This window comes from Pseudolactococcus reticulitermitis, from assembly GCF_002260845.1.
GTDB lineage: Bacteria > Bacillota > Bacilli > Lactobacillales > Streptococcaceae > Pseudolactococcus > Pseudolactococcus reticulitermitis.
On sequence record NZ_BEDT01000001.1, the window covers coordinates 266,903 to 293,860 of the forward strand.

General features: G+C 41.7%; 28 protein-coding genes and 1 pseudogene. 4 read left to right on the plus strand and 25 right to left on the minus strand.

Annotated features, from left to right (window positions below):
* Nucleotides 1–95: 95 nt before the first annotated feature.
* The 6 genes and pseudogenes from RsY01_RS01215 to RsY01_RS01240 all read right to left on the minus strand — a co-directional run bounded on the left by RsY01_RS01215 (nt 96) and on the right by RsY01_RS01240 (nt 5,772).
* Complete coding sequence (locus RsY01_RS01215) at nt 96–590, minus strand: YehS family protein (RefSeq protein WP_094783744.1); 495 nt, start codon at nt 588–590, stop codon at nt 96–98.
* Nucleotides 591–710: 120 nt separating this feature from the next.
* The gene (locus RsY01_RS01220) at nt 711–2,072 is read right to left on the minus strand and encodes an ABC transporter permease (RefSeq protein WP_094783745.1); all 1,362 of its coding nucleotides are present in this window, start codon (nt 2,070–2,072) and stop codon (nt 711–713) included.
* A 1-nt stretch (nt 2,073) separates the two neighbouring features.
* Nucleotides 2,074–2,801: pseudogene (locus tag RsY01_RS01225) on the minus strand (ABC transporter ATP-binding protein).
* A gap of 189 nt (nt 2,802–2,990) precedes the next feature.
* Nucleotides 2,991–4,121: a tRNA 2-thiouridine(34) synthase MnmA gene (gene mnmA, locus RsY01_RS01230; protein WP_094783746.1), complete on the minus strand. Its 1,131-nt coding sequence runs from the start codon at nt 4,119–4,121 to the stop codon at nt 2,991–2,993.
* A gap of 231 nt (nt 4,122–4,352) precedes the next feature.
* Complete coding sequence (locus RsY01_RS01235) at nt 4,353–4,670, minus strand: hypothetical protein (RefSeq protein ID WP_094783747.1); 318 nt, start codon at nt 4,668–4,670, stop codon at nt 4,353–4,355.
* A 46-nt stretch (nt 4,671–4,716) separates the two neighbouring features.
* Complete coding sequence (locus tag RsY01_RS01240) at nt 4,717–5,772, minus strand: hypothetical protein (RefSeq protein ID WP_094783748.1); 1,056 nt, start codon at nt 5,770–5,772, stop codon at nt 4,717–4,719.
* A gap of 78 nt (nt 5,773–5,850) precedes the next feature.
* Here RsY01_RS01240 and RsY01_RS01245 point away from each other — a divergent pair, with 78 nt between their 5' ends.
* Nucleotides 5,851–6,789, plus strand: coding sequence for a biotin--[acetyl-CoA-carboxylase] ligase (locus RsY01_RS01245; RefSeq protein ID WP_094783749.1), 939 nt, complete (start codon nt 5,851–5,853; stop codon nt 6,787–6,789).
* An 83-nt stretch (nt 6,790–6,872) separates the two neighbouring features.
* On the opposite strand, the gene RsY01_RS01250 is transcribed toward RsY01_RS01245, so the two are convergent.
* Nucleotides 6,873–7,748, minus strand: a complete 876-nt coding sequence (locus RsY01_RS01250) for a hypothetical protein (protein WP_133063182.1) — start codon at nt 7,746–7,748, stop codon at nt 6,873–6,875.
* Between the two features lie 113 nt (nt 7,749–7,861).
* Between RsY01_RS01250 and RsY01_RS01255 the strand changes: the two genes are divergently transcribed.
* Genes RsY01_RS01255 through sdaAA form a run of 3 tightly spaced genes read left to right on the plus strand, consistent with a single transcriptional unit; the run spans nt 7,862 to nt 10,056 of the window.
* Entirely contained in the window at nt 7,862–8,503 is a 642-nt protein-coding gene (locus RsY01_RS01255; RefSeq protein WP_094783751.1) for an HAD hydrolase-like protein, read from the plus strand.
* The gene (gene sdaAB, locus RsY01_RS01260; RefSeq protein WP_094783752.1) at nt 8,500–9,171 is read left to right on the plus strand and encodes an L-serine ammonia-lyase, iron-sulfur-dependent subunit beta; all 672 of its coding nucleotides are present in this window, start codon (nt 8,500–8,502) and stop codon (nt 9,169–9,171) included. Before RsY01_RS01255 ends, sdaAB begins: the two co-directional genes overlap by 4 nt.
* 15 nt (nt 9,172–9,186) lie before the next feature.
* Nucleotides 9,187–10,056 carry an L-serine ammonia-lyase, iron-sulfur-dependent, subunit alpha gene (sdaAA, locus tag RsY01_RS01265; protein WP_094783753.1) on the plus strand — a complete coding sequence of 290 codons (870 nt, stop codon included), beginning with the start codon at nt 9,187–9,189 and terminating at the stop codon, nt 10,054–10,056.
* A 56-nt stretch (nt 10,057–10,112) separates the two neighbouring features.
* On the opposite strand, the gene RsY01_RS01270 is transcribed toward sdaAA, so the two are convergent.
* The 18 genes from RsY01_RS01270 to dnaK form a co-directional block, all read right to left on the minus strand.
* Nucleotides 10,113–10,505 (minus strand): HU family DNA-binding protein, encoded by a 393-nt coding sequence (locus RsY01_RS01270; RefSeq protein ID WP_094783754.1) that lies wholly within the window; start codon nt 10,503–10,505, stop codon nt 10,113–10,115.
* Between the two features lie 491 nt (nt 10,506–10,996).
* Nucleotides 10,997–11,416 carry a F0F1 ATP synthase subunit epsilon gene (locus RsY01_RS01275; RefSeq protein ID WP_094783755.1) on the minus strand — a complete coding sequence of 140 codons (420 nt, stop codon included), beginning with the start codon at nt 11,414–11,416 and terminating at the stop codon, nt 10,997–10,999.
* A gap of 11 nt (nt 11,417–11,427) precedes the next feature.
* Nucleotides 11,428–12,840, minus strand: a complete 1,413-nt coding sequence (gene atpD / locus RsY01_RS01280) for a F0F1 ATP synthase subunit beta (RefSeq protein ID WP_094783756.1) — start codon at nt 12,838–12,840, stop codon at nt 11,428–11,430.
* A gap of 123 nt (nt 12,841–12,963) precedes the next feature.
* Nucleotides 12,964–13,839, minus strand: a complete 876-nt coding sequence (locus RsY01_RS01285; RefSeq protein WP_094783757.1) for a F0F1 ATP synthase subunit gamma — start codon at nt 13,837–13,839, stop codon at nt 12,964–12,966.
* A gap of 15 nt (nt 13,840–13,854) precedes the next feature.
* Nucleotides 13,855–15,360 carry a F0F1 ATP synthase subunit alpha gene (gene atpA / locus RsY01_RS01290; protein WP_094783758.1) on the minus strand — a complete coding sequence of 502 codons (1,506 nt, stop codon included), beginning with the start codon at nt 15,358–15,360 and terminating at the stop codon, nt 13,855–13,857.
* A gap of 151 nt (nt 15,361–15,511) precedes the next feature.
* Entirely contained in the window at nt 15,512–16,039 is a 528-nt protein-coding gene (locus tag RsY01_RS01295; RefSeq protein WP_094783759.1) for a F0F1 ATP synthase subunit delta, read from the minus strand.
* Nucleotides 16,040–16,041: 2 nt separating this feature from the next.
* Nucleotides 16,042–16,551 carry a F0F1 ATP synthase subunit B gene (gene atpF / locus RsY01_RS01300; protein WP_094783760.1) on the minus strand — a complete coding sequence of 170 codons (510 nt, stop codon included), beginning with the start codon at nt 16,549–16,551 and terminating at the stop codon, nt 16,042–16,044.
* Nucleotides 16,552–16,563: 12 nt separating this feature from the next.
* The gene (gene atpB / locus RsY01_RS01305; RefSeq protein WP_094783761.1) at nt 16,564–17,274 is read right to left on the minus strand and encodes a F0F1 ATP synthase subunit A; all 711 of its coding nucleotides are present in this window, start codon (nt 17,272–17,274) and stop codon (nt 16,564–16,566) included.
* An 86-nt stretch (nt 17,275–17,360) separates the two neighbouring features.
* Nucleotides 17,361–17,561 carry a F0F1 ATP synthase subunit C gene (locus tag RsY01_RS01310; RefSeq protein ID WP_003140734.1) on the minus strand — a complete coding sequence of 67 codons (201 nt, stop codon included), beginning with the start codon at nt 17,559–17,561 and terminating at the stop codon, nt 17,361–17,363.
* Nucleotides 17,562–17,717: 156 nt separating this feature from the next.
* Entirely contained in the window at nt 17,718–18,512 is a 795-nt protein-coding gene (locus tag RsY01_RS01315; protein WP_094783762.1) for an alpha/beta hydrolase, read from the minus strand.
* A gap of 77 nt (nt 18,513–18,589) precedes the next feature.
* Nucleotides 18,590–20,842, minus strand: a complete 2,253-nt coding sequence (locus RsY01_RS01320; RefSeq protein WP_238594927.1) for a DNA internalization-related competence protein ComEC/Rec2 — start codon at nt 20,840–20,842, stop codon at nt 18,590–18,592.
* Nucleotides 20,808–21,482: a helix-hairpin-helix domain-containing protein gene (locus tag RsY01_RS01325; protein WP_238594928.1), complete on the minus strand. Its 675-nt coding sequence runs from the start codon at nt 21,480–21,482 to the stop codon at nt 20,808–20,810. The genes RsY01_RS01320 and RsY01_RS01325 overlap by 35 nt, the downstream gene beginning before the upstream one ends.
* A gap of 57 nt (nt 21,483–21,539) precedes the next feature.
* Complete coding sequence (locus RsY01_RS01330) at nt 21,540–22,760, minus strand: ABC transporter permease (protein ID WP_157905756.1); 1,221 nt, start codon at nt 22,758–22,760, stop codon at nt 21,540–21,542.
* Complete coding sequence (locus tag RsY01_RS01335; protein ID WP_094783765.1) at nt 22,753–23,646, minus strand: ABC transporter ATP-binding protein; 894 nt, start codon at nt 23,644–23,646, stop codon at nt 22,753–22,755. The genes RsY01_RS01330 and RsY01_RS01335 overlap by 8 nt, the downstream gene beginning before the upstream one ends.
* Before the next feature lie 81 nt (nt 23,647–23,727).
* Nucleotides 23,728–24,183, minus strand: coding sequence for a hypothetical protein (locus tag RsY01_RS01340; RefSeq protein ID WP_094783766.1), 456 nt, complete (start codon nt 24,181–24,183; stop codon nt 23,728–23,730).
* A gap of 26 nt (nt 24,184–24,209) precedes the next feature.
* Nucleotides 24,210–24,644 carry a hypothetical protein gene (locus tag RsY01_RS01345; RefSeq protein ID WP_094783767.1) on the minus strand — a complete coding sequence of 145 codons (435 nt, stop codon included), beginning with the start codon at nt 24,642–24,644 and terminating at the stop codon, nt 24,210–24,212.
* Nucleotides 24,645–24,779: 135 nt separating this feature from the next.
* Nucleotides 24,780–24,983 (minus strand): helix-turn-helix transcriptional regulator, encoded by a 204-nt coding sequence (locus RsY01_RS01350; RefSeq protein WP_238594939.1) that lies wholly within the window; start codon nt 24,981–24,983, stop codon nt 24,780–24,782.
* Between the two features lie 143 nt (nt 24,984–25,126).
* Complete coding sequence (gene dnaK / locus RsY01_RS01355) at nt 25,127–26,950, minus strand: molecular chaperone DnaK (RefSeq protein WP_094783769.1); 1,824 nt, start codon at nt 26,948–26,950, stop codon at nt 25,127–25,129.
* Between the last annotated feature and the right edge of the window lie 8 nt (nt 26,951–26,958).

Sequence of the window (26,958 nt, forward strand, 5' to 3'; positions counted from 1 at the left end):
AATAGCTGAGCTATTTTCATGGTACTTGACTACCTTGAATGATGATAGTTCTAGTTTAGCAAAATTGTCCTAAAGGGTCAAGATTTTGACTCAACTCAAGATTTGCCTCGATAGTCTAGCGCCATGCCTTTCAGCATATTGCGTAATATTTGATCACCAGCAGGCTTATAATTCCGGTGATTTTTATTGCGCAAAATTGCAGACAACTCACTCGTTGACACCGTTTTTCCCGACTGCGCCAAAAAATCTTGGAGATGATCCGTCGTATAAGTCATGGCGATTTTAATCTTCTTAATCGTCACATTATTAATCAGCGCATCGCTCGTCATATCAAAAGTCGCAGGTATTTCCTGCCCGTCTTTATCACGTTTCACACCGCGTTGGCTAATGATGAAACCATTTAAGAAACGTTCCAAATTTTCGCGAGATAAGGCTTGATCACGCGCCGTATCAGGTTCTTGTTTCTTTAAAATGCCACGGAGCGCTTCTAGCGTGAGTGTCAGCCCACCCAAGGCAAAAATATCGAGCATGTCGCTATCTTTGATGTCAAACGTATAGCGCAGACGGATTAAAATATCGTTATGATTCATACCTTTGATTATACCAGAAAAACATCTATATTTGTTGTTATAATTGAGGTGTGTCCTCAATCTAAATAAGTCAAAACACCTGTAGAATTGTAGAATAGCGTACTTAAAAACATTAACTTACTAGCTATCTGTATCTATATTAAATTCTAAAATATCCCATTTCGTGTTGATTACTTTAATCATAGCTACAATTGACATTAAGACAAAGATTGCTAATGAAAGTAACAGAGAAGGGAGCCAGATATTAATCCAAACCATGGTTTTATCAAACAATTGAGTTATTCTGACAAACATTAAGCTCAACACAAAATTACACGTCAAAGATATGATTAGGGTTGTAAATGAATAAATTAGAATTTCAAATTCTTTCTTTAAAAAAATATCTAAAGGTCTTAAACCTAAAATAAATAATTGTTTGATTTCAAAGGTTTCTTTTTCTTGCAGTAACATCATCATACATATCGTATTTGCTAATGCAATAAGTATTGGCGCACTTAAAAAGACAACCATATTCGAAGTTCTAGTTCCTGCATCGCCACCATCAGGTAAATCAATCAGTAGTGACGAAAATCCAGAAACAAATATACTGATAATTGTTATCGGGATGTATACTTTTTTGAAAGTATCAAAATGCTCATTAATGCTATAAGTTGCTAAGTTTAACAAAGATAATCTAAATCTATTGGCTATCATATTGAAAATTCTAGAAAAGCATAATAAAATTATTTTGCCACTTACATTTATTAACAATGATATGGCAATTATTTCTAGGAAAATCAATAAAACGCTTATAGCACCGAAAGAACTTATCCCCATTCTCTCTGGTAAAAGTGACAAGAAGTATGTCATGATAGATATATTTAAAAGTAGCATAAAGATCACTTTCAAATAATAAAATTTGTCCCTGTTTTTTATAGTTATATTTTCGATATTTTTTTGAATTTTATAGAATGTTCGCCTTGATCTCGTATAGCCACTATACAAAGTCACTATTGTAATGAGTAACAATGTAATAAGAAAAGATTGGAACGAAAATCCGATCGTCATAAGGGGAAATTGTTGAGTTCCTTGGGCGCTAACAAGAAAATTATAAAAAGTTTGAGCAAAGGGAGTTGCTATAATAGAACCACCTATTGCACCTAATATACTGGCAATAGATAATTCTATACCTGATAAAATAGCAAGATACTCAGGTGTCATGCCCAAAATAATTTGTACATTATTTTGTTGTCGTAAACCATTTAATATTTCTTTAACAGTATTTTTTAAAACGATTGGTACCATAATCCCACCAAATACTATTGGAATAAAAAACAATTGGGTATTGCTTGACATGTCATCATTTACCAAACTACTATTACTAAAGTTAAAAAAATTAGTTAAGCAAATATTAATGACAAAAGCACAAGTCATAAAAACAGGGAGGGAAAAAAGCCATATTTTCCAAGAATATTTAAATTGAAGCCATGCTAGTGAGATCATATTATAAATTCCCCGCTATTTCATGAAGAAGTGAAGCTTCAGTCGGATTCGATAAAATATTTTGTATTTTTCCATCACGTATCACAACTGCCCGGTCAGTTCTTGATGCCATTTCAATATTATGCGTGACCATGATAACTGTTTTGCCTTGGTTGGTTATTTCTCTTAAAATTTCAAATACTTTTTCACTTGAAACTGAATCTAAGGCACCCGTTGGCTCATCTGCAAATATGATTTCGCAATCAGTTGCTAATACTCTGGCTATCGCAACTTTTTGTTTTTCCCCTCCAGAGAGAGAATCAATACTCGCCGTTGATTTTGGTTCAAAATTAATACTCTTAAGTAATTCATCAATTTGATGCTTATCAATTTTTTGATGGCTCAGTCTTAATTGTAAAGCAATATTTTCAAATACTGGCAGAGCAGAAATTAAATTGTATTGTTGAAAAATAAATCCGATTCTCTCCCTTCTTAATCTAGCCAATTTTTTTGCATTTAGCTCGTATATATTTTGAGCTTCTAAAAAGACACCCCACTTGTAGGCGTTGACAAACCAGAAATAATATTTAATAGTGTGCTTTTACCCGATCCAGATGGACCGACTATACTTAAAAACTCACCTTTGTTTACTTCAAGAGAAATATCATCTATTATTCTTATGATATTGTTCGACTTACCTAACGTCATTTCCTTGGTTACATTTTTGATGTTTATAATTGTACTGTTCATAGTTCCCCCTTTGGTTACATCATACAATGCTCGCTCTAACATTTTAGAATACTATCAATTTATTTTGTAGAGCTCTTACAGCCAGTATTATATACTTAACCCCTTTGATGTCAACGCTTACATTATAGCATATTATAACAGTTATTGGTAAAATAAAAAAACGCCCAAAGACGTTTTCTGCATCAAAATTTATTGATATTGCATGACTTGCTCATTTTTATAAGCGTGGTCAATCATTGCACCACCTAGACATTCAACACCGTCATAGAAAACGACAGCTTGTCCCGGTGTAATCGCGCGAACGGGTTCGTCAAAGACGACTGTAACCTTGTCTCCAGTCACTTTCATCGTCACACCTGTATCAGCTTGACGGTAGCGAAACTTCGCCGTGCAGTGCCTTTCAAAAGTAGCTGGCATATCACGTGTAAATGACAAATCGCTGGCATCAAGGCTTGTCGCATACAAGGCGTCATTGTGGAAACCTTGTCCGACATACAGAATATTTTGCGACAAATCTTTGCCGACAACAAACCAAGGTTCATTATCGCCACCGTGTTGCCCTCCGATACCCAGACCGCCACGTTGGCCAATGGTATAGTACATGAGACCAGCGTGTTCACCCATGTCGCGACCGTCAAAAGTCATCATGCGACCTTTTTGGGCTGGCAAATATTGGCTGAGAAATTGTTTGAAATTCTTTTCACCGATGAAACAGACACCCGTTGAATCTTTTTTCTTAGCCGTGGCAAGGCCTGCACGTTCCGCAATTTTACGGACTTCAGGCTTTTCCAAATGTCCCAATGGAAACATCACTTTTTGGAGCTGTGCTTGTGACAATTGGCTGAGGAAATAAGTCTGATCTTTATTGTCATCAGCGCCACGTAACATGTGGACGATACCATTGTCATCACGGGTAACTTGGGCGTAATGCCCTGTCGCCACGTAATCTGCACCGAGGTCTGTCGCGTAATCAAGGAAGGCTTTAAACTTGATTTCCTTGTTACACATGACATCTGGATTGGGCGTCCGACCCGCGCGGTATTCCGCTAGGAAGTACTCGAACACGCGATCCCAGTACTCTTTTTCGAAGTTGACCGTATAGTAGGGAATGCCGATTTGGTCTGCGACTAAAGCCACGTCTTTATAATCTTCCGTCGCCGTACAGACCCCAAAATCATCGGTATCATCCCAGTTTTTCATGAAGATCCCGATCACATCATAGCCTTGCTCCTTGAGCAAAAGCGCTGTGACACTGGAATCCACACCACCACTCATGCCGACAACGACACGAGTTTTTGAATTATCATTTTGCAAAATCATAATCCTCCCATCAAATTTTATTTGGGTAACAGCACCGCTGCCCCACGTTAATCAATCGCTTTGAAGGGCGTCATTAACTACTCTAGTATAGCAGATTTGCTGGTGGATTGCTAGGTAACCGTATTATTTGAACAATGCGTGAAAGATTTTAGTAAGGTTCGTTTTTGACCTTTCAAGAACAGCACTCAGAACTCTGTTAGATGATGCTGGTATTAAACACTAATATCAATCTCACAATGTTTTTTTATTAATATCCACGTACTGTTCTCCCTTAGTAAATTTTCGAACGCAACCGTTCGCTGGAAAATCTGGATAAATAATTTCCCAGAATGTACCGCAACTTCGACATTTACACCACTTATCTGCATACCATTTTAAAGTCTGTGCCATACTTTTTCCAATGTAATATGCCTTTGAAACCTTTACGGTTTTAAATATCCCTTCTTCCAGATTTTCAGCTAGCCAATCATTAATATCATCCAGCATTTTAATCGAGTTTATTTCAGTTCCAACTCTTTCATCGCAATCACATGCTATTTTTCGAAACATAGTGTAGCACCTCACTTATTGAGTAGTTATCAACCATTTTCAGACTTCACTTTGCCACCTTATCTGGTTGATTAGGCTCCCCTGCTTTCGAGTCAATGCTTTGATTAAATTCTGATGCCTTTAAGGCAATCTGATTAAGTTCGGCTGTTTTCGTATTATAGTGGTCAATGTTGATATTGATTTGTGTCTGGCGCGCTGCTAATTCGGCTGCTCTTTGTTCCAAACCATTTCTATCCGCATAAAAATCAGCTTCACTGGCGTAATAATAATTTTGTGCTCTAGCATTAAAGGCTTCAATTTCAGCATTTAAATTCGCAACATCAGTATCATATTGGGGCATGTCGGTATCAATTTGGGCTTTTAGGGCTGTCAACTCGGCTGTTAATTGCGCTGACTTTTGTTCTAATGCTTCAAATTTAGTTTGATAGCTTTCAAATAGGGTCACAATTTTGTCTCTATCTTTAAAATACTTGGCATAGTGCTTTTCAAGTTCTGGTGAGAGATTTCGATATTCTGTGCCTAGATAAGAGTGCAGTTCATTGTCACGCTGACCCAGCTCAAACTTGGCATAGTCAGCCAACATGCTTTCTGTTTTCTCCGTTTTGACTTTGGCATAAGCCGCTTCCAAAAGTTCCGTCAGTTCTTCGCGCTCCCGACTGCTCAAACGATCCCAGACAGCATGCAAAGTTTCATGCGCTGCGGTCACTTCAACGATACCTGACAAATCTCTATTTTGAATATGATAAAGATAGATTTTCCGGTGGTCGTAATACCCTAAAATCGTCCGTGAGTCAGTGCTATCGGGTAGCTTTTCATTAAAACTTTCCGCATCTAACAACTCTGGCTGAGAGGCATCAAACAAGACACGTCCTTTTGGGGTATAGCCAATTTTTTCAGCTATCGCTTTCATTTCTGGCGTTGGCTGATAAGCCTTGGCAGCTTTTTCGTCAGCTTGGGCTTGAAGCTCTGCCTTTGACAGCTTTTCTGTTTTCGACTGATTGCCACGTGCATTGGCATCCGGTGCTTTTCCGGTGCCGCAAGCAACTAAACTTAAACCTAAAATGGCAAGGACAAGGAATCCTTTGATACTTTTCTTTTTCATAACTCTTATTATAGCAAAAAATGCCTTAGAAAACGCTAACAAACCGTTTTTTTAGGGCATTTATGTTAAAATAAACCTATGACAACTTCAACAGCTGAAACCATTTTAAATCTCCTCATCGACCATGAAAATGACTGGGTCTCTGGCCAAGAATTAGCCGCCAAGCTGAATCTTTCGCGTGCGGCGATTTGGAAAGCGATTGCCAAATTAACGGCGGACGGTTTTACGATTGAGAGCCAACGCGGGCCAGGAAAAGGCTATCGCTATATCCCAGATGAAAAAATGAGTGCTGCTGGCATTAGCCACGATTTGCAGCACCCTATCCCTGTCCATGTTTTCGACAGCCTGCCGTCGACCAATGTCACGGCGAAACAGGGGCTAGTCAGTGGCGAGATAGCTGAGCCGACCGTCATCATCGCCAATATTCAAACCAGAGGGACTGGGCATTTCGGTCGGGTTTTCGACTCGCCTGCCCAAACTGGTCTCTATCTCAGTTTTGCCCTGCCGATTCCTCCCAGTCAGCAAGTCGTGCCCCATCTTCTGGCAACCAGTACCGCCGTCGCCGTCGGCAGAACAGTTAAAGAGCTGTTTGCCATTGATTTGGACTACAAATGGATTAACAATATCTATTATCAGGGGCAGAAAGTTGGGGGTATCTTGACCGAGGCCATTGTTAATTTTGAAACCCAGACCTACTCGGCACTCGTCGTCGGCATCGGGCTGAACTTGACCAATAAACAAACCGAACTGGGCTACCTCACCAGTCAGCTCGCGATTTCCCGAAACCAAGTCGCAGCCACTCTGATTGACCATTTCTTAGCGCTTTACGACACCTATCTAGACGGGCATTTCCTTGATGACTATCAGGCGCATTTTAGCGATCTGGACAAAACTGTCCAGATCCAATGCGGTCAGAAAATCATAACTGGCAAGGCTGCTCGCATTGCTAAAGACGGACGATTAATCCTCGAAACGGCAGAGGGTCTGCAAAAATTAACAGCCGGCGAAACCATCTAAAAAGTGCAGCTTGTCTCAACTTGAGAACCGCTGCACTTTTTTGTTTTACTTCCTCATACCTTCAAGGTATAACAAATATTTAATCACCATCTCAGACTGCCACCAGTTGCTACTGAGCGCAAATTCACTCGGGAGTCCGTCCAGCTCCAAGTAATCGCCCAAGCACCCGTCTCAAGCTGGGCTTCTTGAATAAGTTGCACTTCAAAAGCCACTAAATCTTCAATCCCTGCATAGAAAATACTGGCTTGGTTTTTCATAAAATGCGACGGCATACTGACATATTCTTTTTGCCAAAGTGACGTGTCCTTTTCAATACTGTCATGCACATCTCGAATCAACTTTTCTTTAAAGGGTTCATAGTCGAAAAGTGCTGACACATCCATCTCGCGCAAATCCACTAACAAGTTGATATAGCAAGAAATCTCGTGCATCTCTGGCTTGGCTGATGCCATGTAACTTTTAACTGCTTTAGCCACAATCTCCTCAGCTTTTTTGTAAAAGGACTGCTGTTTGTCGCCCACTTTAACATAAAAGGACGCCAAACTTGCAGTTGGATTATAAGAGACAGTTGCTTGATAATCCGCGCCAGCAGACCACCATGGTGCATGAGGGAAATCGTTATTGGATGGGACGACGCCATACCAAAAATCATTGCTAAAATCTTGACCACTTGCGAGATAGTTCAAAATTCCTTTCACAATCGGATTTTGAGGGTCAAAAACAGCCAGCTCGCGTAAAATTTCGGTTCCTACCCAAGTTTGAATAGGCGTTGAATTTGGATGCCACAAATCACCCTCTAAAGCATGACCAAAGCCACCATCTTCGTTTTGATAAACTGCAAGGGTCTTGAGTACAGCCTCCTGACTGCCATTCTCAAAATGATACTGGAAACGTGCTAAATCAAGCGGGCGAGCATTTCTGTAGATAAACTGACGAGCTTTCGAATAGGTATCAGACATCATGAAAACCTCCTCATTAGTTACCCCAAATATATCACATTTTTAGCGAAAATTAGTCTTTGAAAAACAGTATTCCCATTTCAAATCCGCTCATATCGTGATAAAATAGACCTATGACATTAAAAAATTTATTCTTTGACCTAGACGGGACGATTCTGGAAAGCTCTAGAGGGATTATCAACAGTTTTCGCTACACCTTTGATGAAATGAAATATCCTCAGTTATCCGATAACGAGTTAAACACCTTCATCGGGCCACCCCTTGAAACGACTTTTGCAACGCTCGCAAAGGGGGATGACGCCTGGGCCGAAAAAGCCATCGCGACCTATCGCGACTACTACGCTGCCAAAGGTATGCTAGAGGCCGAGCCCTATGACGGCATTTTAGAAATGCTCGATAATCTGCAACGCTTAGATTATAAGCTCTACATCGCGACCTCTAAAAAAGAGGATGTCGCCCAAAAAATGCTGGCAGCACTCGAACTATCGCAGCATTTTAAAGGCATCTTCGGCAACACCCCGCAGTCCCATTCCAAAACCCTTGTCCTTAGGAAATCACTCATCAGTACACAGTCAACGCCTGAAACCTCTGCTATGATTGGGGATCGAGACTATGACATCATTGGCGGATTGGAAAACAAGGTTGCCAAAACAATTGGGGTACTCTGGGGCTTCGGTGATGAAACCGAGCTTGAAAAAGCGGGCAGTGACATCATCATCGCCCATCCGCAACAACTTTTGGAGAAAATCAGATGAGACACCTCAAATTTAAATCTGTTTTTGACATCATCGGTCCCGTCATGATTGGCCCATCCAGCTCACATACCGCCGGTGCCGTTCGCATCGGTAAAATTGTGCACTCGATTTTCGGCGAGCAACCGACCGAAGTTGAGTTCCATCTCTACCAGTCTTTTGCTAAAACCTACCGAGGACATGGGACAGACTTGGCGCTAGTGGCGGGGATTTTGGGGATGGAAACGAACGACCCCAGAATTCCTGACGCCTTAGAAATTGCCGATAAAGCAGGCATAAAAGTCTTTTGGCACATTCACAAAGATGAAAAAGCCGACCATCCCAATACGGCTAAAATTATCATTAAGTCTGAGACCAAGTCCATGTCGATTAAAGGCATTTCCATCGGTGGTGGCAATATCCAAGTGACTGAGTTAAATGGCTTTGACGTTGCCCTGAATATGAACACGCCAACGCTGATTATCGTCCATCAGGACGTCCCGGGCATGATTGCCAAAGTCACGGACAGCCTCTCAAAACACGATATTAACATCGCTCAGATGAATGTCACGCGGGAAAATGCGGGTGAAAAAGCGATTATGATTATCGAGATTGATTCTCGTGATGTTGACCAAGCCCTCGCTGAAATCAAAGCCATTGACAACTTGCATAATGTCAATTTCTTTGCCTAACTTTAAAGGAGTACCATGTTCTATACCATAGCAGCATTAGTCACACAGGCTGAGCAGGAGTTTGAGGGGTCTATCTCTGAGCTGATGATGGCGACCGAAATCGAAACATCTGGTCGGACGCGTGCTGAAATTCTTGCTCTCATGCAGGAAAATCTCAAGGTTATGTTAGCTTCGATTGACAACGGCATGACAGACAAGACATCACGTACTGGCTTGACCGGTGGCGATGCGCTCAAACTTGACACCTATCTCAAATCTGGTCGCACTTTATCAGATACAACCGTCTTGACTGCTGCCAGAAATGCCATGGCGGTCAATGAAAGCAACGCCCAGATGGGGCTGGTTTGTGCCACACCAACTGCGGGTAGCGCAGGTTGCGTGCCCGCTGTCCTCGCGACAGCCATTGACAAGCTCGGATTGAGCCAAGCACAACAGCTGGACTTCTTATTCACCGCTGGCGCGTTCGGTCTCGTCATCGCCAACAACGCCTCTATTTCTGGCGCTGAGGGTGGCTGTCAGGCTGAGGTCGGCTCAGCCGCCGCCATGGCATCAGCCGCCCTCGTCATGGCGGCTGGTGGCACGCCCCATCAAGCCAGTCATGCCTGTGCCTTTGTCATTAAAAATCTCCTCGGTCTCATCTGTGACCCTGTCGCTGGGCTGGTCGAAGTCCCTTGCGTCAAGCGCAACGCCCTGGGTGCCAGTTTCGCCCTCGTCGCAGCCGATATGGCGCTAGCAGGTATCCAGTCAAAAATTCCAACTGATGAAGTGATCCAAGCCATGTATCAAGTCGGCCAAGCCATGCCGAGTGCCTTCCGCGAAACCGCCGAGGGTGGGCTTGCGGCGACACCGACAGGTAAGCGGTTAAAAGCTGAGATATTTGGTTAAATCGAAAATAGATAAAGCTCAGCATGTGTGATGACATGCTGAGCTTTTGAGTTGTTTTAAGACGCTTGAACTTTTTTAAATTTAGCAGTCGCTAGCGCTGTTAAGAGCTTGTCGCCTGCTTTAAACCTAACTTTTGCTGCCTTGATATGTTTAACGCTAAAAGCTGTTTCAGTTGCTGCTCCCTCACTGGCAAGCGTGATGCTGAAACTTCCTAGTCTGCCGAAACGCACAATGTTCCCCGCGACGAGTTCAGATTCGACAAGTTTCGCCGCTTCATTTAAAACTGCTAAAACATCGGTATCACTGACTGTCGTTGAACCGTTAGAGATTTTATCTGCCAAATCTGCCAAGGTCAATTCACCCACTGACTTAGCCAGAGCATAAAACTTTGGCGGTGCCTCAGGATGTTGGAGATTATTTTTAGAGATTAAACGATAATGAATTGCCATAATTGATTTTCCTTTTCTAGATATTGTTGAGTATGACGTTACAGCTCGTGTAAAAATATTTTACTGCTCGTATAAAAACTTTTTACTGCTCGTGTAAAACTTATTTACTGCTTGTGTAAAAACTTTTTACTGCTCGTGTAAAACTTATTTACTGCTTGTGTAAAAACTTTTTACTGCTCGTGTAACTCCTGATGATAGAGCGAAAATCAAAACATCGTCATGTTTTGACACCCACACCTTGCGACTAATGAGCCGCTGATAAACAAGCACGCGCGATTTGTTTATACTTCATGGTAGCATATTTTTTCCGCTAAATTTCCGAGATGTCACAAACGACTTGAAATATGCCACGAATGACCAAAATATTTTTAATTGTGAGTATATGTGTTCTGAAAACACTATTTTAATCAAGCAAAAAAACAAGCCATCAAAGTTGACTTGTCTGCAATCTAAACCTTATCCAATGACAAGGTTTTATCTATTTGTTTAACTTATCTATGACCAGAAACCCGCAAGCGGTTAAGCGCACGGTGTAGTGCAACTTCGGCACGCTTGGCAGCATCGACATCACGTTTGATTTCGGCTTCTTGAAGCTCGCTTTCAGCGCGACGTTTGGCACGTTCGGCACGCGTGACATCAATATCACGATCACGTTCAGCTGAATCGGCAACGATGGTCACCAAATTATCACGAACTTCAGCGATGCCACCATTGACGGAAATCCAGTCGACGTGCTTTTCATCATCAATCCGACGGACTTTCAGCTCATCAATTTTCAATGACGCAATCGTTGGAATCATGTTAGGCAAAAGCCCAAGTTCGCCATCAACAGTTGACAACAAGATAAAATAGGCATGGTGATCGTAACAGATCCCATTAGGCGTGATGACTTGGACTGTCATATAATCCATATCAGACCTCCTTAGTAACCCATTTTCTTAGCTTTGGCGATGACATCTTCGATTGGCCCAACTGAACGGAAGGCATCTTCTGGTAAGTTATCATATTGACCGTCAAGAATGTCTTTAAAACCTTTAACTGTTTCTTCCACTGGGACATAAGACCCCGGTTGACCGGTAAATTGTTCCGCCACGTTGAAGTTTTGTGAGAGGAAGAATTGAATCCGACGTGCGCGACCAACGAGGGTCTTTTCTTCGTCAGACAACTCGTCCATCCCCAGAATAGCAATAATGTCTTGCAATTCACGATAACGTTGGAGGACACGTTGGACTTCTGTCGCCACTTCATAGTGTTCTTGACCCACGATTTCCGGTGTCAAAGCACGTGAGCTTGACGCCAATGGGTCAACGGCTGGATAAATCCCTTGTTGCGTGAGTTTACGCTCAAGGTTGGTCGTTGAGTCCAAATGGGCAAAGGCTGTCGCTGGCGCAGGGTCAGTATAGTCATCGGCTGGCACATAGATGGCTTGGATTGAGGTAACTGACCCTTTTTTAGTCGACGTAATCCGTTCTTGCAATTGCCCCATTTCTGTTGCCAAGGTTGGTTGATACCCAACGGCTGACGGCATCCGACCCAAAAGGGCAGATACTTCAGAACCCGCTTGCGTGAAACGGAAAATATTGTCGATAAACAAGAGCACATCTTGACCTTCAACATCACGGAAGTATTCCGCAATTGTCAAACCAGCCAAGGCAACACGCATCCGCGCACCCGGTGGCTCATTCATTTGACCAAAGACCATGGCCGTTTTTTCGATAACGCCCGATTCTTTCATTTCGCCGTAAAGGTCATTCCCCTCACGCGTCCGTTCCCCAACACCCGTAAACACGGAAATCCCACCATGTTCTTGGGCGATGTTGTGGATCAACTCTTGAATCAAAACGGTTTTACCAACACCGGCACCACCGAAAAGGCCAACTTTACCACCTTTAAGATAAGGGGCAAGCAAGTCGATGACCTTGATGCCCGTGACAAGGATTTCGTTCGAAGTCGACAATTCATCAAAAGCAGGTGCTTTTTGGTGAATGGGGCTACGCTCGGCATCCTCAGGGAATGGTGTTTCCAAGTCGATTGTGTCACCAATCACGTTAAACACCCGACCAAGGGTTTCTTTCCCGACAGGGACGCTGATTGGGCGACCTGTGTCAAGGACTTCAAGGCCACGTTTCAAACCATCAGTAGACTCCATGGCAATGGTGCGGACAACGCCGTCACCAAGCTCAAGCGCTACTTCTAGCACGATTTTAGTTTTAGTCTTATCGCCATTGTCTTTATAAACAATCAGCGCATTATTAATTTCAGGAAGATTTTCTCCACCTGCAAACTCAACGTCTACAACTGGTCCGATTACCTGTGAAATTTTACCAGAGCTCATATTACCTCCTGTTTGCTTAAGATATTCAGGTGACAACTCCTCTGCACCATGACGTGAGTGCCCCAAGTCAGATAGACTAGGGAGACTTACCGTCTGGCGCAAGTTGCCAATCCTCAATTTGTTTTATTCCAAGGCACTCGCGCCGGCAACGATTTCCGTAATTTCTTGGGTAATGGCTGCTTGGCGGGCGCGGTTGTATTGAATGGTCAGATCATTGATGACATTTTTAGCATTATCTGTTGCGGCTTGCATGGCTGCCATACCTGCAGCGTGTTCAGCCGTTTTGGCATCAATAATGCTACCATAAATCATGCTTTCCGCATATTGGGGCAAAAGTTGTGCCAATATGGTCTCACGATCTGGTTCAAGTTCAAATTCTTGATGATGTGATGTGGCTTCATTTTCATCTAAATCGGTAATCGGCAACATCTTTTCGACGCGCACTTGACTGGTCAAAGAATTGACATGGTGATTGTAACAGACGTACAATTCATCGAACAGTTCATTCTGATAGAGACTCACTGATTTATTGACAATTTTGCGCACTTCATCAAAGGTTGGCTGATCAGACAGACCACGAAGTTCGTACGATACGTTAATATCGCGAGCTTTGAAGAAATCAGCCCCCATGCCACCAAGGGCAATGATGACATATTCTTCTTGCTTGTCATGATCATCTGCCAACATTTGCATGACAGCCTTCAAAATCGTTGAATTATAGCCACCGACAAGACCTTTATCTGATGTGATGACGATGTAACCCGTCTTTTTAACGGGTCGCTTAATCAACATCGGATTATTTGACCCCTCAGATAGTTCTGAGCCAATCAAATCAGTCGTCATCGCCCGAACTTTTTGGGCATAGACTTGAAAATTCTTAGCGTTTTGTTCAGATCTTGTCAATTTAGCAGCAGAGACCATTTGCATGGCACCTGTAATCTGACTTGTTTTTTTAGTTGATGCAATTCTGACTTTGATTTCATTTAGCGAAGCTGGCATTAGAGACCCCCTTCATTATTTAAAGGCTGATGATGCTTTGAATTCTTGGATTGCTGCGTCTAGTAAGTCTTCTGCTGGCAAATCTTTCGTCGTAACGATTGTCTCAAGCAAGTCTTTATGATTGGCATCAAAGAAATCAAACAATTGTGTTTCAAAGGCAAGAATATCATCAACTGGCACGGTATCAAGGAAACCATGTGTCAAAGCATAGAGAATCAAGACTTGATATTGAACGGCTAATGGCGCATGCAAAGGTTGTTTCAACACTTCCACGGTTCTGCGACCACGGTTGAGTTTGGCTTGCGTTGCGGCATCCAAGTCTGAACCAAATTGGGTAAAGGCTTCAAGTTCACGGAATGACGCTAAGTCAAGACGAAGCGTTCCGGCAACTTTTTTCATGGCCTTAATTTGCGCGCTCCCCCCAACCCGTGATACCGATGAACCGGCATCAATGGCTGGCCGAATACCTGAATAGAAGAGATCGTTTTCTAAGAAAATTTGACCGTCGGTAATTGAGATAACGTTTGTCGCGATGTAGGCTGAGATGTCCCCTGCTTGCGTTTCGATAAATGGTAGGGCAGTCATCGAACCACCACCTAATTCATCAGAAAGTTTAGCTGCACGTTCTAAAAGACGTGAGTGCAAGTAGAAAACATCCCCCGGATAGGCTTCACGACCTGGTGGCCGGCGGAGCAAGAGTGAGAGTTCACGGTAGGCAACAGCTTGTTTGGATAAGTCATCATAGACGACCAAAACGTGTTTACCGTTATACATGAATTCCTCACCCATGGCTGCACCAGCGTAAGGCGCGATGTAAAGCAAAGGTGAAGGTTGTGAGGCTGATGCGGTCACCACGATGGTGTAGTCAAGCGCACCGTATTTGCGGAGCGTTTCGACTTGCGTCCGGACAGTTGATTCTTTTTGACCAATCGCCACGTAGATACAAATCATGTCTTGACCTTTTTGGTTCAAGATGGCGTCAATCGCAATCGTTGTTTTACCTGTTTGACGGTCACCGATGATTAACTCACGTTGACCACGGCCGATTGGTACCAAGGCATCAATCGCTTTTAAACCTGTTTGAAGGGGTTCTGCAACACTTTTACGTTGCATCACACCCGGTGCTGCTGCTTCAACTGGACGTGTTTTGTCCGTTTTGATGTCACCAAGACCATCGACAGGTATCCCTAAAGGATTGACAACGCGTCCAATCAACGCTTCGCCAACAGGGACTTCCATGATTTTACCTGTCCGTTTAACCGTATCGCCTTCACGGATGTCGCCAAACTCACCGAGAACGATAATCCCGACGTCAGTTGACTCCAAGTTTTGTGCCATACCGTATGAACCATTTGAGAACTCAAGCAATTCACCACTCATGGCATTTTCAAGACCATGGGCACGGGCAATACCGTCACCGACGTATGTTACAACTCCGGTCTCAGCGACCGAAAAATCAGGTGTGAAATTTTCAATTTGTTGTTTAATCAGTGAACTGATTTCATTAGCATTAAAAGCCAAAGATTGTCGCCTCCTTATTAATACATTTGAACTTCAAGCTAACTTCTTAGGAAAATAGATGCTTTGTGAACCTGCGCAAGCGCAGAGCCGTTAAATCCTATTTTTCTACTAAAGTTTGCGACTACGTCGCACCGCTTTCAGTATCATTGTTTTAGATAATAGTTTTCGCAATTTTGTTCAATTGCGATTTAATACTGGCATCGATGATTTTGCCGCGGGCGTTGATAATCACGCCGCCCAAAATGCTGGTATCGATTGTATTTTTGATTGTGACTTCATTGAGGTCAAATTTGCGTTTAATCGTCGTTTCAAGTTTGCTGAGTTGGGCATCAGATAGTGCAATGACACTCGTCACCTCAACATCTGAAATCTTGAACAAGCTATCCGCTTGATGGCGGATTTCCTTAATAATTAAAGGTAACAGTGTCATCCGTTGATTCTTGACTAAGACATCCAAGAAATTCTTGAAAATATCAGAAGACACATTTTGCAAGCTCTCAATGACTTGATGTTTTTTATCATCTGAATAAGCCACATCAGTCAAGAAAGCCTGTAAATCAGTCGACTGAATGACTTGATTAAATGCAGCCACTTCGGCAAGAACTGGCTCTAATTGCTGACTATCCTGTGCGACTTCAAGCAAAGCCTTACTATATTTTTGAGCAATAATGAGAGACATCCTTATTCCCCCAATTTTTCCAAGTACTGATCAATCAAATCTGACTGTGCTGACGCATCAAGTGTTTGACCAATCAATTTCTCAGCAATCTTAACTGAAATATCAGCCACATTGCCTTTGATGCCTGAAATGGCTTCTTTTTTAGACTGTTCGATTTCTTCATTGGCACGTTGTTTGGCACGACGCGCTTCTTCTGCCGCCTCTGCTGCGATCTTAGCTTTATTCGCTTCGGCAGTATCTTTGGCACTGTTGATAATTTTAGTGGCTTCATCACGCGAACCTGCTAATTCAGATTCACGTTGTGCCGCAAATGCTTCAGCCTGTAGTCGCGCATTTTCAGCGTTATCAATATCATCGCTGATTTTTTTAGCACGCGCATCAAGCATTGCTGTCACCATGCCCCAAGCATATTTTTTAATCAAGACAAGCAAGATTAAAAAGGCACCGCTGACGACAATAATATTGCCTAACATGGAACTCGGAGCAGATGCTAACAAAATAAATGGACTCATGACTACTCCTTTCTACTCTTCTTTTGCGATTTTTTCATTGATATACATGGTTGATAGTAAGACGAAAACGTAGGCTTGCAGCGCCCCGATAAAGAGCGAGAACGCCGTCCAAGCCACTTCGAGTAGAATCGCAAGTGGCAAATAGTAAACTTCGATATTACCAACCCGTGTAATCAAGCCAATCACAATTTCACCAGCAAAAATATTACCGAATAAACGCAAGGCTAAACTTAGAAAATTGATAAATTCTTCCATAATGTTCATGGGTAACATGGCAGCAGGCGTTAAGAAGGCGTGTTTGATGTAGCCTTTAAAGCCGAAACGTTTGATACTCGATAATGTTGCAACAAGTGACACCATTAATGATAAAGCCAATGTCACACCAACATCTGCTGTTGGTGATTTCCAGTAAGTTAACTCATTTGACCCTTCAATTTTGGTCATCAGACCAATATTGTTGGCAACAAAGATGAACATGAAGAGAACAAAGACGAAAAGTGAGTAGCGACGTGATTCTGTCGCACCCAAATTGTCTTTAGAGACGCCATTGACAAAATCAATGATGGCTTCCAATACATTTTGTTTGCCTTTTGGTCGTAAAGTCATCCGACGACTCGCCCAGAAGACAAAGCCAAAGATAATCGCACAAGTTAAAACAGTCATGACAAGGACAGCACCATCAAAATAAACCGGTCCAATATGAAAAGACCAAGATTTTTCCACGAATACTCACTTCCTTTCTAATATATGCACGCCATTAATTACCTATATCAGTAAATTAAATGACCGTGCATAAACTGAGAACCGTCTTATTTCAAGACGAATGTCATAGCAAGTGTGATAAAGAAAGTACCTTCAATAAACGCGATACCGACGAACATCAATGAACGCAATTTGCCTTCAAGTTCTGGTTGACGTGATACGGCATTCAAAATACTACTAACGATGAGACCTTCACCGATACCTGCACCGAGTGCTGCGATCCCTAAAGCGAGAATTCCTAATGACATGAATTTGTCCTCCTTAAAATTGGATAAATTTTTTCTTGTAAGTCTACCTTACGTTTTTACTTAACAGTAAAATTCTAGACCTATTTTGCCCAAATGTCAACAAAAAAATCGGTCTACAGACCGATTTTCTGAAAAATAACGAAAAAGTTTTCACTTTTAAGATAAACGTTCTTCTTGATTGTATTTTATAGGAAGAAACTGCAAGACACGATCAATCATTTTTGTCCAATAATACCACTCATGTGTGCCGTCTGATGTTTCATAAATCACATCGAAGTCCTTATTTTTCAAGTCTTCTATCGCAAAATTATTGGCAAGATAGAGAAAATCTTGATGTCCACACCAAGCGTAAAGTTTTGGTTGATTATTCCCAAATGTTTGCGCAAAATCAGTCGCCAGTTTTTGGACAGAATTTATCGAATCGTCAAATTTGTCTAAGTCTCCAAAAACACCCTGCCAATAAGCTAAATCGCCCATTTCTTCTCTTGGGACATTTTCAAAAGAAATCGCACCTGATAAACTCGCCGCATAAGAAAATTTATTAGAGGCAAGCGCGATTTTGAAAGCGCCATAACCACCCATAGATAAACCAGCGATAAAATTCTGCTCACGTTTGGTAGATAGGTTAGGTAGAAAATTATGTAAGACTTGTGGTAATTCATCTACGATGGCATCATAATATCTAGCGCCGTAAGTCGTATTGGTGTACCATGCCAAGTCCGTTGCTGGCATCACGACCGCAAGATTTGTACTTCTGACCAAACGCTCAATGCCAGAACGATTGAGCCAAGAATCTTGATTGCCAGACATGCCATGTAGCAAATAGAGGACAGGAATATCTGTTGTCGGCACATCTTGATCTGGGTTTTGATGCGGTTCAGGATACAACACATTGACCGTGCGCACCATGCCGAGTATTTCTGAGTAGTAGTCGATTTTTAATAGTGCCATGATCTGATTTCTGTACGCTAGTCAGACGTACAGTCCTTTCTATCTCAATCCATTAGATGAGGTTTGCCTCTATTTTATCATTTTACCGTCGAGATGTGCCAAGATTTACCGTTTTTTTCCAATTTAATGGCACCACTTTCATCTGTTCGCAAAGTTTGAACACCATATTTCTGAAAAGTCGTGAGCGTTTCCAGATTTGGATGTCCATAGCGATTGTCCTGACCACAGGAAATCAGCCCAACTTTCGGTCTAATGGCTTTGATAAAAGGTTCAGACGAAGATGTTTTCGAGCCATGATGTCCTGCTTTTAAAACATCCACAACAAGCGACGGATACTGCGCCAACAGCTCTCGCTCACCCGCCTCCTCCAAATCACCGGTAAACAAAAACTTCGTCTCATACAAATTACCATATAAAACAATCGAGTCGTTATTTTTACCATCTCCTTGGGTCAATGGCGATAGCACTTCCAGATAGTGATCAAAAATCTTTAACCGTTGACCGACTTGTGCCACCTGAATTTTAGCCTGCGTCTGCTTTAAAAGTTCGATAAATTTGGCATTACCGAGGCTCCCTTGACTGATTAAAATTTTCTTGACCTTAATTTGATCGATAACCGCAAGTAAATCACCCATATGATCCTCATGTGTATGTGTTATCACCAAGGTATCAATCTGTCCAACACCTCGACTTTTAAGATAGGGAATCAAAGTCTTATCAGCTGTTGCTGAAGTCTTTCGTTTCTGCCATTTTTGTGCTGGTTCAAACTGAATCCGACCACCTGTATCAATGAGAATATTGCGTTGATTAAACCTATCTTGTAAAAAAATACTGTCTCCTTGCCCAATATCCACCATGGTAATGCTTGGTATTGGTGGATATTTCGTCACGAAGAATAAGCTCAGTAAAATGAAAGCTAGACCAATCCTAACCTTTCGATTACGCCACTGGTCAATTAAAAAGCCTGTCACAACTAGCATTGCCAAAAAAACGACCACTGTTGGTTTTCCTAGAACCAGTGGATAATGACACCAGCTATCGGTCAATTTGATGAGGCTTTCCAGCCACTGGAAAACGATATTGACTTCCGTTATCCTAAAGCCTGTTACCATTGCCAGTAAAAAAATGACGGATAGTCCCGGTAAAAAGAGGACATCAAACAGAAAGCTGAAGACAAATGTGAAGAGAATAGATAGGGGCTGGAAGTTGTGGAAGTAAAGGATGAGGAGTGGTAAAACGGACAGGGAGAGGGTCAGACTTTCTGCTAGTAGCTTGTGATATTTGGGCAGACTTTCGAAACGGTCACCAAACATGGAAATGACAAAGGCGAATAGTAAAGATAATGTCCCACCTGTTGTCAGTAAAAATTTAGGCATGAAAATAAATAAAACCAAGAGGGTTAAACTGAAATTATCAAGTTTTTTGATGCCAAAATTCGCCAAGATTTTCTGAATGAGCGCTCTGATGACGGAGACTGAAAAGCCTGTGATACCCGCATAAAAGACTGAAAATGGGAGTTGAAAGAGGTCGACAACATCGCGTCTGAAACCCAGTCTGAGCAGTCCTTTGCGTAAAAAATCAATAAAAAATGAGACTTGCATGCCTGAAAGAGCGAAAAGGTGCATAATGCCTAAACTGGTGTAAATACTGCCCATTTCATCAAAATCTTTGCCAAGATGACCAAAAAGCAAACCTGTCATATAGGCTGACATGGGGCGTGGAAAGTTTTGCTCACAAAACAAAATGGCTTTGCGACGTAAAAGTGGCAAACTCCAGCTTTGTTTAGGTGTGATTTTTGTAATCTGCTCAATCGTTAAGACACGATAAATATTTTGGGTTTTGAGATAGGCTTGATAATCAAACCCATTAAAATTACGCTGCCGACTAGCTTGCTCTAGTTGCCCTGAAATGGACAGGATGACTGGCTGGGCTAATTGCATAAAATACTGCTGTTCTTGCGCTGTTGCTAACTTATAATAGACCTGATAGATTTGCTTGCCTGACTTGCCACGAAAGGAGACTTGATCCCCATTGACTTGGAGGGTGTTAAGGATTGGGGTAATCTGTGTCACTGTTGTCTCACGCGCGAAATCCTTGGTTTCTTGATGTTTCATTCCGAGACAAAGCGTCCCAAAAACTAGTAAAATCATACTGAGCTTGAAACAAATTCTGATACCATTGTGCCAGATTAAAGCTAGTAAGGAAATGATAAGATAACCTAATATCAAATAGGAAAAACGAAAAATAGTATAGTAGACGATGACGCAAAAATAGGCGATGAAAATCGGCGGTAAATCAATCCACTGTAATGCTTTCTTTAAGTTTTTCAATCGTCTTCTCCCCGAAGCCTGAAACCTTGCCCAAATCTTCTGGTGTCTTGAAAGGACCATTTTGCTCGCGATAGTCGATAATATCTTGGGCTCTTTTGGCACCGATACCACTCAAGGTCTGGAGTTCGGTTAAATCAGCTGTGTTGATGTTGACTTTATCTGACGGTGCAGTTGTTGCTCCAGATTGTCCTGTGCTAGCTTTATCTGGTGCTGATGAGGGCAGAGCGGTAACATTTTCACCAACGCTTGCGACATAAATAATCATTTCATCTGTCACTTTTTGAGCTAAATTAATCGACTTCCCATCCGCTTGAGGCGTCAACCCACCTGCCAGAACAATGACATCATTAACCCGTGCATGACTAGCAACTTTGTAGACCCCAGGATTTTTCACTGCACCTTTAATATCGACTAGGATTTGTTTACTCGCCTCGGATTTTTGACTTTCATTAGACTGTTTTGCAGTAGGTTGTTCCGATTTTGGTATCGTTACAGATTGCTCTGGTAAGACAAGCGCATCACTAGCGTCATGTGTTAGGCTTCTCAACCCAAAATAGATAATCAAAATGAGAACTAGCCCGATTCCTATCACGATTTTAAAGTGTTCTTTTACTTGTTTAACCATCATTTTCCAATCCATATCTTCACCTCACTTTTATATACGAAAAAAATCCCCGTTTGTCACGGAGATTTTAGCTTATTTTTTGAGATTTTGGAGAAATTGTTTAAAGATTTTTTCGTCAGAATAACTTAAAACATTCTTGGCATAAATTTGCTCACCAAATTTAGCCACAATAAGCAAGGCAACAGCTTGTAGCGCTAAGGCAATATAAGCATCTGTCAAGGTTGAAAGCTCTGTGGACAAACGACTTGGGACAAGCGTCGTTGAAACGAAAGGAATGAAACTCAAAACTTTGAGCACAATGTTATTGGGAACAGATGCGCCAACAATACCTGCCATATAACCAATCGTTGATAGAATAGCAATCGGCTGAACAGCTTGCTGCACCTGACTTTGGTCATTCACAAGACTTGCGATAATCGCCGTCAAGAATAGATAAGATAGCAAGCCAACCACTAGCATCAGAATAGAGAAAATCAAAAAGTTAAGATCAACACCATTAATCATCTCCAGTACTTTTTTGACCATCTCATTATCTTTCAAGCTAATACTTGCCCCCACGATCAAGACAACATAGAACAAGATATGTGTGAGGATGAGTAAACCAATCCCAATAATTTTACCATAATATTGAACTTTAGCACTGGTTGCCGCTAGTAAGGTTTCCATGATACGACTCGATTTTTCATTGGCAATTTCCTGCGCAATCATATTGGTATAAACCATTAATAGCATGAAAATGACAATCGCAACAACCGTCGAAATTAAATAATTTGCTGCATTTTTACCTTCACCACCGTCAGACTCGCCTTTTTTGCTCAAGGTTTTCATGGTCAAATCAGCAGGAGTTTGAAGACTAAGCAATTCTTCAGAACTTAATTTAAAGTGAGTTGCTTTTTCTGCCAGTTCAATCTGTGACAGGGCTGTTTTGACCGTTGTTTCATTAAATTTCGTCGCGCCATCCGTTGAAGCAACTAAAGTGTATTTGCCATCTGACTTGACTAAGTAACCATCTATTTTCTCATCCAAAATCTTTTGCTTCGCAGTTTTGACATCCGCTACGCCTGATATTTTAGCATCTAAAACTTTGTCTGTTTTGAGTGTTTGGACTAGCGCCGTATTATCTACCACAGCAAGTTTTGGCGTTGTATTACCGCTCGTTTTCGCGATGATAAAGCCGATGGCAAACATCACAATAGGGATCAGCAAAGGGGTTAAGACCGTCAACCAAAAACTCGGTGTTTTGATTTTGGTGCGGTAAACTTGTCCCGCGACTAATTTCAGTTGTTTAAACATTTTCAGCGACCTCCTTGCGGAAAATTTCATCGAGTGTTGGTGGGGCTTGGACAAAAGCTTGCACATAGCCAGATTGTGTCACTTTAGTGAAAATATCATGACCAACGGCTGCGTCATTAACATGAATCATGCGACCGGCACCCTGTTTTTCAATCGTCTCAACACCTGAAATTGCTGACAATTCAGCGTCTGGCACATCGCTTTCGACATAGACTTGCGTGCGACCAAAACTATCCCGAATCCCATAAATATCGCCTTGTAAAACGACTTTTCCTTTTTTGAGCATGGTCACCTGATCACTGAGCAACTCTACTCCACTCATATTATGGCTGGAGAAAATAATCGCTGCACCATTTTCCCTCAGCGCTTTAATTTCAGCCATCAAGAGACTGGTATTGACTGGGTCAAGCCCCGTAAAGGGTTCATCCAAAATCAGAAAGTCAGGGCGGTGGATGAGCGTCGCAATAAACTGTACTTTCTGGGCATTCCCTTTGGAAAGGGTCTGCACTTTATCTGTGATTTTCCCAACAACTTCTAGTTTGGCCATCCATTGCACGAGTGCTTCACGCGCTTCAGCGCGTTTCATGCCATGGAGCTCAGCAAAATACAAGATTTGTTCTTCAATCGTCAATTTTTGATATAGGCCACGTTCTTCAGGTAGAAAGCCAATTTTTTGTTTAATTTCCTGTGTGATGGGCGCACCTTGCCAAGTAATTTGCCCACTATCTGGTTTGATGAAATCCAAAATCATTCGAAAAGTTGTCGTCTTCCCCGCACCATTTTGCCCAATCAGCCCCATAATTTCGCCTGGCTTAACGGTCATGTCTAGCTGTTCAACAGCTAGCTTATCACCAAATTTTTTGGTAAGATGTTGTAATTCTAGCAAATTAAATTCTCCTTATTTTTTATATTACATTCTATCAGAATGGTTTGAGTATTGCAAGCGTTTACTTTACCAGTATATCTGCTATTTCCTAATTCGGTAAGCGACATATGCCACAAATAGTAACAGCAAAATACTAAGATGAGTGACTGAAATCGTCACTGTTTCAGCATTCAAAGAAAATATCATGACAATAACAAGTAGGATGAGGGTAATCGCCCCAATATGGGCCAGAGCTTGCTGATGAACGTGTTTTCGACGTTCATCTGTCACCTCTATTTTCTTAGTCCGTAATACCTCTGGATTTTTAAACTGTTTACGAATGTCTAAAGCATAGCCTAGTAGAGTGATGATAAGTGGTAGTGAAAACCAAAAGATTTTGAAAAATCTTGCTGTCTCTCCATCAGACGATACAATATTAAGGGCTGTAACCAGTATAAGAGCTATGACAATGAATGTCCAACCTAAAAGAGAGACTAGCAAATGTTTCTTAAAATATTCGTCTGTTTGAACATTTTTAGCAAATAAATATTTGAACATCAAGTATCTCCTTCGCTCATAAGCACTTATTTTCTCAATCGATAAAAATAGTAAGCCATTATTAAATAAACAAGTGCCATTAATTGCAACAGACTAAAGGTTATTTTTTCCTTTTCAAGCGAAATAATCACCATGAGCGCGACAATTCCTAGCAGAAATCGACCAATATGTGACCAAATTTCCTGTTCTAGTAATTGCCGACGTTCATCTGTTGTTTTTAGTCTCGCCGCTCGGAGTCGTTTCGGATTGAGCAAAAGACGCAATAACCAGATACCATAGCCTAAAATAGAAATACTACCACCAATCGCACCAGCATAGAAGGTATCTATGTCCTTAACTTGCCGATACATAATGGCTAGATACAAAAGATAGAGCATCGTCGTTAGCGGAAACCAAGTTAAATGATATTTGCCATAGTCACTATCTGTCTTGATATTCTTTTTAAATAAATATTGAAACATTAGTTTCTCATCCTCCATAAACTTATCCATATCAGAAATTGACTATGTGGTCTGATGACAGAACACAAAACTAGTTTCTGATTGTCAGATGCTGTCAATTCATATTTCCCTTGCTTCATTTTCCGTTTCATGCTCTTACACTCCTTCTTCATCCTTACTGAAAAAGATATCCTCAATCGTTGTATTGAAGTATTGCGCTAACTTGTAGGCTAGATTTAAGGATGCCGTGTACTTTTCTTTCTCAAGAGAAATAATCGTTTGTCTTGTCACCTCCATCGCCTCAGCCAGCGCTTCTTGGGAAACGCTATATTGCTTGCGATAGGCTTTGATTTTATTAATAAGACACCTCCTGTACAGTTAGCTTTACGTAAAACAAACTATACGTAAAGTTTACTATACTTTTTGTGACCTGTCAACATTTTAATCGCAAAAAAAGCAGACTCCTAAAAATCTACTTTTCATCCCGTTTCACAACGTTTTAATTATTTAACTTCTTCAAAGTCACCATCGACAACATTGTCATCTTGAGGCGTGTCGCTAGTAGCATCAGCACCTGCTGCCGCTTGTTGTTCAGCCGCGGCTTGTTCGTAAAGTTTAACTGCTAAGGCTTGTGCTTTTTCGTTCAAGGCTTCAAGTTTTGCTTTCATATCATCAAGATTGTCAGCTTCTTGTGCTGCTTTCAACTCATCAAGTGCCGCTTGAGCAGCGTCACGTTCTGTGTCGAAGCCTTTGCCTTCAGTTTCTTTGATTGTTTTTTCAGTTGCAAAGATTGTGGCGTCAACTTCGTTTTTAAGGTCAACTTCTTCTTTACGTTTGGCATCGGCTTCAGCATTGGCTTCAGCATCTTTCATCATTTTATCGATTTCTTCATCAGACAAGCCAGAGTTAGATTGGATGACAATCGTTTGTTCCTTGTTTGTGCCCATATCTTTGGCTTTAACAGACACGATACCATTTTTGTCAATATCGAAGGTTACTTCGATTTGTGGAATACCACGAGGCGCAGCAGGAATGTCTGAAAGTTGGAAACGTCCAAGCGTTTTGTTGTCTGCAGCCATTGGACGTTCGCCTTGAAGGACATGAATATCTACTGCAGGTTGGTTATCAGCCGCAGTTGAGAAGACTTGTGATTTAGATGTTGGGATTGTTGTATTGCGGTCGATGAGTTTTGTGAAGACACCACCCATTGTTTCAATACCAAGTGACAAAGGTGTGACGTCAAGCAAGACAACGTCTTTAACATCACCTGTAATCACGCCACCTTGGATGGCAGCACCCATGGCAACCACTTCATCCGGGTTAACTGATTTATTTGGTTCTTTATTTGTTTCTTTCTTAACAGCTTCAACAACTGCAGGAATACGTGTTGAACCACCAACCAAGATCACTTCGTCGATTTCAGATGCTGACAAACCAGCGTCTGACAAAGCTTTACGGACTGGTGTTTTCGTACGTTCTACTAAGTCAGCAGTCAAATCGTCAAATTTAGCGCGTGTCAAAGTTTCTTCCAAGTGAAGTGGTCCAGCTTCGCCAGCTGTGATAAATGGTAATGAGATTTGTGTCGATGTCACACCTGACAAATCTTTTTTAGCTTTTTCAGCAGCATCTTTCAAACGTTGCAAAGCCATTTTATCTTGTGACAAGTCGATACCGTTAGCAGATTTGAATTGTGCCACCAAGTAGTCAATGATTTTTTGGTCAAAATCATCACCACCAAGGTGATTATCACCTGATGTTGACAAAACTTCGAAAACGCCATCACCAAGTTCAAGAATTGAGACGTCAAATGTTCCACCACCAAGGTCAAAGACAAGGATTTTTTCGTCTTTATCAACTTTATCAAGACCATAAGCGAGTGCTGCTGCTGTGGGTTCGTTGACGATACGTTCTACTTCAAGACCAGCGATTTTACCCGCATCTTTTGTAGCTTGACGTTGGGCATCATTAAAGTAAGCAGGGACTGTAATAACAGCTTTTTCAACTTTTTCACCCAGGTAATCTTCAGCAAAACCTTTGATGTATTGGAGAATCATGGCTGAGATTTCTTGTGGTGTGTAAGATTTGCCACCAGCTTCGACTTTATAGTCAGTCCCCATGTGACGTTTAATAGAGATGATCGTATCTGGGTTTGTCACTGCTTGACGTTTGGCAACTTCACCAACTTGAATTTCGCCATTTTTGAAAGCGACGACTGATGGTGTTGTGCGGTTTCCTTCTGGGTTCGCGATGATTTTAGCTTCGCCACCTTCAAGAACTGAGACTGCTGAGTTGGTTGTACCTAAGTCAATACCGATAATTTTAGACATAATTTTTA